The sequence below is a fragment of the Photobacterium angustum genome (assembly GCF_003026365.1).
Lineage (GTDB): Bacteria > Pseudomonadota > Gammaproteobacteria > Enterobacterales > Vibrionaceae > Photobacterium > Photobacterium angustum.
Genome location: NZ_PYOM01000012.1, coordinates 155022 through 166706, shown reverse-complemented (window position 1 = coordinate 166706; position 11685 = coordinate 155022). Strand labels below are relative to the sequence as shown.

At 34.3% G+C, this 11685-nt stretch carries 14 protein-coding genes; 7 read left to right on the top strand and 7 right to left on the bottom strand.

Going from position 1 to position 11685, the window contains the following annotated elements; genetic code table 11:
• Positions 1–39: 39 nt before the first annotated feature.
• Both CTN01_RS13980 and CTN01_RS13975 read right to left on the bottom strand, forming a co-directional pair.
• Complete coding sequence (locus CTN01_RS13980; protein WP_045082108.1) at positions 40–291, bottom strand: hypothetical protein; 252 nt, start codon at positions 289–291, stop codon at positions 40–42.
• 119 nt (positions 292–410) lie between these two features.
• Complete coding sequence (locus tag CTN01_RS13975) at positions 411–1853, bottom strand: tyrosine-type recombinase/integrase (protein ID WP_045148935.1); 1443 nt, start codon at positions 1851–1853, stop codon at positions 411–413.
• Between the two features lie 301 nt (positions 1854–2154).
• Between CTN01_RS13975 and CTN01_RS13970 the strand changes: the two genes are divergently transcribed.
• Both CTN01_RS13970 and CTN01_RS13965 read left to right on the top strand, forming a co-directional pair.
• Positions 2155–2895 carry a GIN domain-containing protein gene (locus CTN01_RS13970; protein WP_045148933.1) on the top strand — a complete coding sequence of 247 codons (741 nt, stop codon included), beginning with the start codon at positions 2155–2157 and terminating at the stop codon, positions 2893–2895.
• 50 nt (positions 2896–2945) lie between these two features.
• On the top strand, positions 2946–3296 hold the full coding sequence (locus CTN01_RS13965) for a hypothetical protein (protein ID WP_045148932.1): 351 nt from the start codon (positions 2946–2948) through the stop codon (positions 3294–3296).
• A gap of 47 nt (positions 3297–3343) precedes the next feature.
• Here the strand turns inward: CTN01_RS13965 and CTN01_RS13960 are convergent, their stop codons facing one another.
• Both CTN01_RS13960 and CTN01_RS13955 read right to left on the bottom strand, forming a co-directional pair.
• Positions 3344–3721: a cupin domain-containing protein gene (locus CTN01_RS13960; RefSeq protein ID WP_045127450.1), complete on the bottom strand. Its 378-nt coding sequence runs from the start codon at positions 3719–3721 to the stop codon at positions 3344–3346.
• A gap of 132 nt (positions 3722–3853) precedes the next feature.
• A complete protein-coding gene (locus tag CTN01_RS13955; protein WP_005365202.1) occupies positions 3854–4102 on the bottom strand; it encodes a DinI-like family protein in 249 nt (82 codons plus the stop codon).
• A 462-nt stretch (positions 4103–4564) separates the two neighbouring features.
• Here CTN01_RS13955 and CTN01_RS13950 point away from each other — a divergent pair, with 462 nt between their 5' ends.
• Positions 4565–5044, top strand: a complete 480-nt coding sequence (locus CTN01_RS13950) for a YbhB/YbcL family Raf kinase inhibitor-like protein (protein ID WP_045148930.1) — start codon at positions 4565–4567, stop codon at positions 5042–5044.
• A gap of 97 nt (positions 5045–5141) precedes the next feature.
• The gene (locus tag CTN01_RS13945) at positions 5142–5921 is read left to right on the top strand and encodes a helix-turn-helix transcriptional regulator (RefSeq protein WP_045148928.1); all 780 of its coding nucleotides are present in this window, start codon (positions 5142–5144) and stop codon (positions 5919–5921) included.
• Positions 5922–5987: 66 nt separating this feature from the next.
• Here the strand turns inward: CTN01_RS13945 and CTN01_RS13940 are convergent, their stop codons facing one another.
• Positions 5988–6920 (bottom strand): Gfo/Idh/MocA family protein, encoded by a 933-nt coding sequence (locus tag CTN01_RS13940; RefSeq protein ID WP_045148926.1) that lies wholly within the window; start codon positions 6918–6920, stop codon positions 5988–5990.
• Positions 6921–7570: 650 nt separating this feature from the next.
• Here CTN01_RS13940 and CTN01_RS13935 point away from each other — a divergent pair.
• From CTN01_RS13935 to CTN01_RS13925, 3 genes are all read left to right on the top strand, one after another.
• A complete protein-coding gene (locus CTN01_RS13935; RefSeq protein ID WP_045148925.1) occupies positions 7571–7975 on the top strand; it encodes a hypothetical protein in 405 nt (134 codons plus the stop codon).
• A gap of 165 nt (positions 7976–8140) precedes the next feature.
• Complete coding sequence (gene lepB / locus CTN01_RS13930; RefSeq protein WP_080896198.1) at positions 8141–9019, top strand: signal peptidase I; 879 nt, start codon at positions 8141–8143, stop codon at positions 9017–9019.
• Between the two features lie 184 nt (positions 9020–9203).
• Positions 9204–9530 carry a hypothetical protein gene (locus tag CTN01_RS13925; RefSeq protein ID WP_045148923.1) on the top strand — a complete coding sequence of 109 codons (327 nt, stop codon included), beginning with the start codon at positions 9204–9206 and terminating at the stop codon, positions 9528–9530.
• A gap of 214 nt (positions 9531–9744) precedes the next feature.
• On the opposite strand, the gene CTN01_RS13920 is transcribed toward CTN01_RS13925, so the two are convergent.
• Together CTN01_RS13920 and CTN01_RS13915 are read right to left on the bottom strand one after the other, a co-directional pair.
• Positions 9745–10869 (bottom strand): hypothetical protein, encoded by a 1125-nt coding sequence (locus CTN01_RS13920; protein WP_045148922.1) that lies wholly within the window; start codon positions 10867–10869, stop codon positions 9745–9747.
• Between the two features lie 353 nt (positions 10870–11222).
• The gene (locus tag CTN01_RS13915) at positions 11223–11618 is read right to left on the bottom strand and encodes a hypothetical protein (RefSeq protein WP_045148921.1); all 396 of its coding nucleotides are present in this window, start codon (positions 11616–11618) and stop codon (positions 11223–11225) included.
• Positions 11619–11685 lie beyond the last annotated feature (67 nt).

The window sequence follows — 11685 nt, the reverse complement described above, 5'->3', positions numbered from 1 at the left end:
AAATAAAAGAATAAAAACCAAACATTTCTTGTTTGGTTTTTATTCGCATTTTTTTTGTTTCATCAATAAACGTAGTGCTTTCTTTTTATATTTAAATTCTTTTTTAGCTTTCTCTGATGCAACATTTAAGATCATTTTGGAACGCTTTTCTAGGCTTTCCAATTTTGTTTTCAAACCATTACAAGGTACAACACTGTATTGATTCTTGTACTGTTTCACACTTTGAGCCCCAGAAGGGAAAGAGATAAGTAAAAAAATCGAAATTAACGAGCTAATGACACACATTTTCATGAAAAATACTCCTTAATTTGGCGTATTATATCCCATGGCACTTTATTGCTAGTATTAAGTTTTGTAATAAATGCGAGTTAAATTAAGATTTTATAAAATAGATAATATTGTCAATTACATTATCGACTCGGAATTACACCTTTTAAATCATCATCGGTACGTCTATCGTAACGTTGAGTTGTCGTAATACTGCTATGTCCCATAAATTTACTGACCAGCAATAAGTCGTATCCTGAGCGCAAAAGATTTGTTGCCACTGAATGTCGAAAATCATGGGGTGAAACAACACGAGAAAAACCAAACATATTGAGTTTTTTGCACAAATCATTAAGTGTTTGTGTTGTTAAACGCATATAAGTCAATGTTTGGTAACGATTAATAGTGCAAAATAGAGCGGGTAAATTCGGATTAAAATTTTGCTGGCGAATAGCCAGCCATTTTTCCATCGCGTTATATAAATCACTATTGCGCGAGAAAGGAACATAGCGCTCCTTATTACCTTTACCAACAACACGTAGCTGGCACCGATCCATATCAATATCATAGGTATTGATATTTACCACTTCTGCTCGTCGTAAACCTGCTTCATACATCAACCAAAAAATAGCGTTATCTCTCAATGCTTTAGTTTTATTCTTTTGAGTAAGAGTAATAGCTGAAATATGATCTAATTCATTATAGCTAAGATATCTGCCGCTGGATTGACGAGAGCCTCTCGGTAATTTGATCGCTTTTATGCGTTCTAAAGTTTCAACTGAGATTAACTCTGCAAGCCAAGCATGTTGAGCAACACCGCGTAACATACGAAGTAAATTATCAGCCGTTGCTGGCGCATAAGCTTTTTTTCGATCACTGATTTGGTTATCTATTCGATCACTTAAAAAAGACTGCATGGTTGATTGAAGAATAGGGGCGTATAAAATACGACTCCAATCAAAACGCTCAACACAACTTCTAATACAAAAACAACTAAAAGCCTCTAACATCACTTCAGATTGTTTAGATAATTCAAACGAATAATGTTGAGGTGAGCTTGGTTGAAACCAGCCACTTTCGATCATGGTTTTATTCAAACTACTTAGATCAAAAACCGCAACACGATCTTTAAATTCAACAACACGAGAGGCTGGTAAGCTCTGAGTATCTCGAAGAAATTCAGCTACATTCAATAAAGCGTTAAGTAACGGCTTTATTTGTAAGTTCTTTATTGGCTCATTCGCACTGAAATAATGATTTTTCATCTTAGCTTTTTGTTTAGCGCGAGCGATCAGAAATGACTTAACTGCATCAATCAGCTTTTCTTGATTATCAAATAGTTCAAACCAATCAACAAGTTGGAAGCTATTTCCCAATACATATCGCGCAAACCTTTCAAGCGTATAAAGCGCATTAGCTTGACCACCAGTAGTGTCAGTCGATGATAATGAATATACGTAAGATAACGCAGGATTAGTCGAAGCATAATTTATATGATTAATGCGTTCTGCTAATTGTGTTTGCTGACGTAACGATGTAGTCCTTAAACTCGAGGCTCTTGGATCGATAGGGAATTTGTTCTGCATTACATAAGTTATATTAGATCTGCTATAAGAGATATTATATAAGACTTAGAATTTATTACTATGTAAATCTGTCACTTAGAAAGAATTTCAAGATCAACTAAGATCATCTGTATTGTGGTTTTGTGGTCATTTTGTAGCCATGTTTATCGCGGTTATAATTTTAATAAGTAAAGAGTGTTAAGCCATGAGTAAGTGATTTATTGAAGTGTTACAGCGTCACTTAAGTGGTTGTAAACTTGATACGATGAATGAGAAGGTAATTACTTATAATTAAAGTTAATGGAGATAAAAGGATGTAGGTATGAAATTGTTAAAGAGAGCTATTTGGCTTTGTTGTATTTTTTCTACTTCAGTAAGTGCAACGAATATCTATCTAAAGCAATTTAATGAAATAGATATAAGCCTTAACAATTTAGTGTTGGATATAAATTGCGGGAAATTACCATCAATATCTTTTAATGGTGATGAACTTGAAAAGGTTAAGTTACAAGTGAATGATGCGACGCTTAAATTATATTCTACAGACAAAGATAACCCAAAAGTTAACATTACCGCTCATGTCATTGTTTCTAAACCTCTAACCAAAATTGATATCGCTAATCACGCAAAGATAAATATCGATGGGTGTGCGTTAGATGAAACTAAATTCACCGCGAATGTATCGAACAAAAGTTATGCTGAACTTCATGGTTCAACCACTAATCTCGATATTACGGCAACAGACAATGCACATGCAAAGGTCAGTATTATTGCTGAAAAAGTTATCGTTAATGCCTTTCAATCATCATCCATTGATATCGTTAAACCTGTTGGTGTTTTAAATTTGGCGCTCGCTACAGATTCATTATTTTCCTTAACATCAGGCGTCAACCATGTCAAGGTGAACATGAAAGAGCAGTCAATTGCAATTATGTGTAATACTGCGAACAGTACAATAGATGGCTCAATGGAAGATGATTCATCTATAGCTATAAATAAAGCTGCAGAATCAACAATTGTAGCTAACGACAATAGCAAAATTACTTATTGTTATCAGAACTGACGTTTTATACTAAATATGTAATGATAGTCTTAATTAGATAGGGGCCGATCATGACAATCAAAACAGTAACGTTTTCAGTCAATAACAAACTTTCAATTGCAGAAAATATAATCGAATATGTACAAAGCCATGAAGATAAATTCTCCCACGCTTTGTTCACTAAACACGATCAACAAGATCTTCGATATCAATTTGCAACAGCAAGCCTAAATGTTGATATGGTAGAAATAGCAAAAGATTCAAATAGTGGTGTGATCACCGTAAGCTACGGTATTCATTTCTTCTGGCCCTGTAATAACCAAGATGAAATTGATAACTATAAAGAAAAACTAAACTTTGTAGTAAGAGAGGAAAAAGTAACGGTTGAACTTGTTGAACATGAACCATGGGTTGTGCTGTAAACAAAAACAGCCACTCGGAAGAATGGCTGTTTTAAATGACATCTAATTTATTCGTCACTTTCAAAACCAAATACGCGATCTTGGATATACACCATATCGCAATCAGTTTTGTATAAAACACTATGTATTCTGTTCGCTTGAATATAACCTGTTTGACCAGCAGATAGAGTCACTTCATCACCATCTTTGGCAAGTTCACCATCTTTCTTTACGTAAAATTGAATAACAATTTCACCTTTAACAATGATCGACATGTCATCATTGGGATGATGATGCGGTGCTTCAAACGTACCTGCTTCCCAGCGTTCAAGTAAAGCTGTTACACAGTTTTCATTCTTTTCATCTGTGTCTCGGAAACTAAAACCTGGCATTTCAGGTTCTTTTTTAAAATCAGACCAGATATTTTTAGAAACAAAATCACTCATAACAAAACCATATAACTAACTGAACATATGGTCATTATAGGTGAAGAAAATTATTTTACAGATAGCTAAAAAAGAAAGATAAAAAACCAAATTGACGTGCTACAAATTCAGGTTAAGAATCTTATATCTTAATTAATACATATCGTGATCGTTGTATAACCAATCGTCCGCTTCATCAAACATATCCTGTAGCAATGTTTCAACACGCTCTTTATCATCGGCAAAACCACCAAGCACTGTTAGGTTATTTCCGCCACCAAGGCGAACACGAATATTTGCATCCGGCCAGTTCATTAATACTCTTCGGTTAAATTCATCATCAATCTTTGAAAAATGAACATCAGATAGGTTTAGTTTGTTAAGCATCAATTCAATACGCATATAGTAATTACATCCAACTGTATATAACAACACTGATTTTATAAACAGTATTAGGTAACATCAATTCAAGATTTAAATCGTTGTAATTAGTTGTATTAATTAATGCTGTTACCTTATGACAACATGGATATTTGTCACATCTTCAATGAAAATTGATCAAAATAACGTTCATTTGATACTGTCATAACGCCATTCATTAACCAATGCTTTTATGAAAAGTCGGAAAAGAAGTACTTAACTCATCAAGCTTAACGTAGATAAACTCTTACTCCAGTCGTTCAGATTTTCAAGACGTAACGATTTTTAAGCCCAAAAGCGATTAGAACTTCAAAGATATAATTAACATTTAAACAATAAGTATCAAAATTGAACCATTAAAAAGCAATGTGATACTTAATGTTATATTTTGTGGTCAAAATAGTTCTATTATTATTCCAACGAAAAATAATAGGACCTAAAAAAATGACAATTTTCACATTACACAGCCAAGACATTGTAGAAGGCCAACTAAAGGACAAGCGCTTTTCATTTAACAGTTTCGGACATGACGGTGATAACGTTTCTCCGCAGCTATCATGGGAAAACGCACCTGAAGGAACAAAAAGTTTTGCAATTACGTGTTTTGATCCAGACGCTCCAACAGAAAGTGGTTTCTGGCACTGGCAAGTGATAAATATTCCAGCATCAACAACATCAATCGAACAGGATGCATCAGGTAAACTTGCAGCCGGTTTAGAGATGCGTAATGACTACGGATTTAATGGTTACGGCGGCGCTTGTCCTCCTGAAGGTCACGGTATGCATCGTTACCAATTTACAGTATGGGCACTACCAGTAGAAAAACTTGAAGTGCCTGATGACGCATCATGTGCATTAGTTAGCTTTATGCTAAACGCAACTGCATTGGGTAAATCAACAATAACCCCAACATATGTTCGATAAATAATGCTAACGCTTATATAAATAATTATTGAGATAAACCTTGTGTCTATTTACTGTGTATTTCAATAACCAGTCACAAGGTTTATAAAAAGAAAACATGTCAGGCATAATCAAACTAAACTATTACAACGGTAATCAACCGCAGCACCTACGAAATGTACCTATTATTTACCCTTCAATTTTCTGGATTCAACAGGGTAATAAAAAGTTGCACTGGCAAAATGAATGGATCCCTTTCAATAGTAATAACTGGTTATTGGCACATGGCCATACATCATTAACCTTTATCAATAACCCTAATCAAACCAAATTTTTTTCAACTCAACTGAGTTTTTTTATCCGTCCTACAGATGAGCAAATCCAACGATCGCAAGAAAATCAGGAAGATGGTTTAACACCTGAATATAGCCTCGATGGAACAGCGAAATACTTATGGCAAAGCATTATAACAATGCCGAAGGGTATTAAGCCCAACGTACAAACACATATCGTTAATGCTTTATTTGAGCACCTTGCTAACAGCGGTTATCTTCATCAGTTATTTTCTATGCGAAATTTGAGTTGGCGAGATAAGTTAACCCAATATTTTAATGACGATCCCAAAGCCAATCACTCAATTGAATCGGTATGTGATCATTTCGGGTTAAGTAAATCGACATTAATTAGACGCTTAAAAAACGAAAATACTCAGTTTAGGGATGTATTAGCAGAACTCAGAATGGGGTATGCATTAAGCTTGTTGCAAACTAAGCCATATTCACAAATAGAACTTGCACATTTATGTGGTTACAAATCAGAAGCTCGATTTGCACAACGGTTTCAACATCAGTTTGGTTTGAGCCTAAAACAATACCAAAAAACATTTGAATATCATTAGGATAAATACCATTAGCTTACGTTAGTGATAATGGTATCTATCTTTATATTTAATAATATAAATCGATTAACGGATAAATAATGTCTCTAATTGCAAGGCAATTGCATCCGCTAATTGGTGTGTTGAAACATTACGTTCGACAGTATGCAGTGGCATAGTACCTGACTCAACCACACTTAACCAATCAGAAATCATGGTATCAAAACCTTTGGTTGCTAACATCGGCATCCAATCTTCTGATGTCAAAATTCTTTCTTCGTTGTTTAGCCAACGTTGGCCACGCATAAATGAAGTAAATTGGTAAGACTGGTTATGATAAGTGGCAGAAACACACTCATTGGTAATGCCATTTAAACGGTTCATCGAAGCATGTAACAAACATTGCCCTGATTGCCATTGCACATCAACACGTGAAAGATGATCGCCAAACATTTGATGAGTGACATAAACATCATCGATTGTCGATTTAGCATTTAGATTCACACTATCAAGTGCGTGAATAAAATCATCGAAGATAAAAGGGCGGATATCACCAACAAGATTATGTCGATTTTTCTCCCAACGAAGTGAATGCAACTCACCAATATTACCGGAAGCCAATTCGGGTAAATGTTTGTTAAATAGAGGAATGTGACGACGGTTAAAACCGACATAAAGTGGAGTATTGTGTTGTTCTGCAAGTTCGTAAAGACGCTCAACTTGCTCAGCATTATCAACTAACGGTTTATCAACAAAAGTAGGAATACCTTGTTTTATACACCAATGTGCTATGTCATAGTGAATATGCGTTGCAGCATGGATCATCACGGCATCAATATTCTTTTTATTTAATTGGCGGTAATCACCTAAACAACAAGTTACACCATATTGATCTGCCAATGCATTTAAAACGGTAGGGTTGCGTGTACAAAAAATTAACTCTACATTTTTAAGTTGCGTCATAATTGGAAGATATGCTTTTTGCGCTATATCACCTAATCCAACAATTCCTATTCGCATTTTTTACCCTTAACGTATTGGTTACATTAACCGAAATGCTTTATATCTCAAAGAAGCTGAAGCTAGGCTTAAGACACTCACTATCGGTGTTTATTTTCAGAGCTCTCTTGATTTAAAGTAGGATCATCATACTTTTGCATTCGCTCATTAAATTTATCTTCACGCTTATGATAGATAGATTGTAATGAAATTAAACAGATAATGCAGCTTGCCACGCATTTTAAAAGGGCAATAATAATGCAATGGGGCAGAGTGGTTGTCCTATGTAGCGTTAAGTACAATAACTCGCAAGTATAAACAATAGTAGAAACTAACGACGCGTAAAAAAATATTTTGTTTGTAGCTATGGGCATCTTCATTCTAGTAACTCTGTTTAATATGCTGCTATACATAAAAAGTAACATAATACGCCAGAAGAATAACAGCCGTTAAAGGAATATTTTATAAATTAATTACATAGAGTGATGATTTTATACATTAAGACCAATTTTTGAGCAGGAGTTGGGTCGTAAAACAAACAAATGCCAAACAAACCGTTAGCATTATTTTGCCACTTCAGATGGTAATATATTGCAAGGTAATTACATGCATAAATAGCATAATTAATTTATTTTTATGTCATTTATGTTCGTTAAAAAACAGGTTCAGTTATGAAAACACGCTATATCACGGTTGATCTAGAAATACGCTCACACAAACCTTTTCCATTCTTAGCTGCATTTGTCAAACAGCAAGATACATGTTGCGAAGTTTATCCACCAAATGAACATGACCCATATTGGGCTACTAATCTTTCTTTTGAACCACTAGATAATCCAAATGATTGCATAGAACAACATTGCCAATGGCTAAACGCTATGCCTAATAAAGCCAAACAGGAATGGGATGAAATTGAACACAAATGCGTAAACATTGGTTATGAAGCATCTTCACAACATTTGGCATTTACCGAGTTTTTAAGCCCTAGCATCATTAAACGACTCGCTGAATTCAATCTTGGCCTTGGCTTGACACTTTATTCTGTTAATCAATTAGAATTCTGCAATTATGAATAAAATGAGCAACATAGAATATTATTTAAATTGATGAAATCACATATATCAATATAGTGGGATCATAGTTTCCAAAATATAGCCGTTTTATTTAGCACATTAATCATGTTCAATACGCAATACTATTATTTGTAGATTATTCTATTTACACAGTTTTTGGGATAGCACATGCTTTCAGTATTCAACGCAGCAGAAATGTTCTCACTTATTCTTACTCTCGCGACCTTAATTACAGGTATTGTTTTCGCGTTAGATAAGTTCGTGTGGCAACCTAAACGAGAAGAGCTTAAACAGGAGAATACAGGTTGGGTTGCTCAAGCACGCTCAATGTTTCCGGTGTTATTTGCTATTTTAATTATTCGATCATTTATTATCGAACCTTTCCAAATTCCAAGTGGCTCCATGCAGCCAACATTGGTTCCTGGTGATTTTATTGGGGTAGAAAAGTTCGCTTACGGCCTACGCGATCCTATTTTCCATAAAACACTAATACCAACAGGTAAGCCACAACGTGGTGACATAACAGTATTTATTGATCCATCAAACCCTAAAATTGATTTAATCAAACGCGTAGTTGGTTTACCGGGTGATACTATTATTTATCAAAACAAAACCCTTTATATCAAACCAGCTTGTAACGGACAGAAAGTATGTCCAGTAGCAAAAGAAGTACCAAAACAATATGTTGGCTTAACCAAATTCACTGAATTAGGTACAGACCTAAACGAGTATAAAGAAGAACTAGGTAAAGTGACTCACCATATTCTGCGTGATCCAACTCTACCAGAGCAAATTAATCGTTATTACCAACAGCCAGGTCAACCAATGGGTGTATGGGTAGTGCCAAAGGGTCATTACTTTGCGATGGGTGACAACCGAGATAATAGCTTAGATAGCCGTTACTGGGGCTTTATGCCAGAGCAGAACTTAGTGGGTAAAGCGACCTTTATTTGGATCAGCTTTACTTTCAACCATAACCCAGACTCAATATGGCCACATTGGTTACCTAATGGTGTTCGCTTCAATCGCATTGGAAGCATTCATTAGATCGATAACCAAGCAACAAGATAAAAACCAAAAGAACCGACATGCTAACAACATGTCGGTTTTTTACTTATACTTAAAATAATGAGTACATCAAGGTTTATCTTCAAAATAAAAACATTGATGTATCAAAAAAGTACCGATATGATTAAAAGTCAAGCTTAAACATAAGTGAAATTAATAGTTTATGAAAAAAATTATCATTCCATTTTTATTCCTTGCTCTTACTGGATGTGCATCACAGTTAGGCGTTGTTACACCTAAAGAAAATTCTTATACTGTAGAGGCAACTGGTAGCAGTGTGCAGGAAGCCAAACGAATCGCAAATGCTACTGCTGAAAAGACATGTAAAGATTTGGGTAAATCTTACTATGTAATTTCTGTAAATGATTATTTCAATCATGCTATGGATGAGAACACAACAGAGCTTGCAAATACCGCGAGTAATATTTTACTTGGTGGTAATCTACTAAATTCAGAACATCAAGTCATGATGGAATTTAACTGTAAATAAGGAACTGATAAATATAATTAGTTCAATATAGCATTTACATTTTATTTCATGCCTTTTGTATCCTGGAAAAATAGAGCTAAATTATATGTTAATTAATGCTACACCTGTTTTTGTTATTGATTAGCAAAGATTTACAGCTTCAAAATTTATAAGTCTCTATTAAAAAACCGACATGCTAACAACATGTCGGTTTTTTATTAGCTATAAATCGATATTAATCGAAATAGGTAATCATGATTAAACCATATTTATCAGATTCTTTTTTCGTGACCCAATGTTCACCACTTGCAGGTGCAGAATCTAATGTGTACATGTAGAAATCAACACCTTTATCACCAAGCATAGTTTTAAAATAGGTCGCTTGTTTACGATGACTTAAATCTGTAAATGGGAATTCTTTTGCTGTTTTATCGCCTTCAGACCAGCTATGAACGCCTACTTGTTTCGTGATTTCAATATTCGCCACAGGCTGAGCTAGTTGTAAATAGCGTTCCTCACCAGCGGCAAATAAGTCAGTCCCGCCTGAGAATACCGAACCATTGCGAGTAACCATTGTAGACATATGATTATCTCGAATCATCAAACCGGTATACATATTGATATCATCATCCATACTGCCACCAATATGATTATCAAACTTGATCAACATGCCCTGACCGTAATAGTCTTCAACAATTTTAGATAGTTGTTGATACGTAGTTAAACCTAATGATGAAAGATTGAGTTCGCGTTCAGTAATATCCTCATGACCTTTTAAAAGGTCGTTATAAAAATCTTTAAATGCAAATGATGTTATAATATCAATATTGTCACTGTAATATTCAACCGATAGTAATGTTGAACCAATCATCGGTAACTCTTCAATCTTATCATTATCATAATTTAATATAACATTATTCATGTTTGGTGTTGATGTTGATTGAATAAAGGTTGAATTATCATCTGGTTCGGGTTTATTAATCTCACCACAGTCAAAGACTTCTCTGTACTTGTCCTTTTTATAAATAACACACTGAGCGTCATCGTCAAATTCAATCATTAAATCAATATTATGATCGTAATTATCTGCTAATTTCACAACAATTGTGTCGTCAAGTACTTGGTGTGCGAACTTAACGCGATTATAAACTGTCCCGTCAAAAGTAAGATCAATACTTCTAAGATACTCTTCACGGTTCTTTACAAGTTGTGAAATTTCTTCAGCATTAAAATTATAATCTGCCGCGGGCTTAATTACTTCCTTAGTAATTGTATACTTAGCATCAGAACTTGACCCTGAATTACAACCAGCAAGTATAATAAGTGATGATGCTAATAATAGTTTTCTATAAGAAGTCATTTAAACCCTCTCAATTTTTTGTGTTTTCTGAATTGTGCTCAGCTTATGGAAATCCGTCTTTTTCGTCTAAACTATAACCACATAAAAACCAAACCAAAATAAAACATTAAGTAACAAACTGATATTATTATAAAATAATTGAAATCTAAAAAGACGATATGTTTAAAAAATAACAAGTGATTATAACTATCAATCACACCCACATCTGTTACATTGTCACTTGTTGGGCTGTTTTTATACAGGCGAATATAGAAGTGAGCTTTATTAGGATAAAAAAAAACCTGTACTAATAGCTTCAGTACAGGCAAACGGTAATAGAGTAGATTATAAAAAAGATTATCAAAGAAATAGGGCTAATAAACGTCTACGTCATATTGTTTTAATTGCTCAATATCTTCAACTTTAATTGCTGTGCCGCCGGTATAAGGAGCTCCCCAAGAAAAAGCAGTAACAGTATGACCACCATATAAATTAATAACGGCATTGGCACCAATTTTTCTCGCTTCATCTGCTAATAGTGGGTATAAAGTCACCACACTGTCATAGCCATATCTAGCATTAGCTTTTACTTTACCTACTTCTGTGTATTTTACATTGTTTAGTAAATCAGATTTAATAATATAAATCCGCCCTTTAGTTTTCTGACTAATAGGTAAATCAGGCACATTAGATGAAGAAACATTACTTGCTGCACAACCTGTTAATAATAACCCCAGCATTAACGCTGAGCATAATTTTTTAATATTCATTATTCATATCAATTTGGTAATCGTTAATAGTTAATATAATGAACGTAAGATTATAAAAGCTCACAAA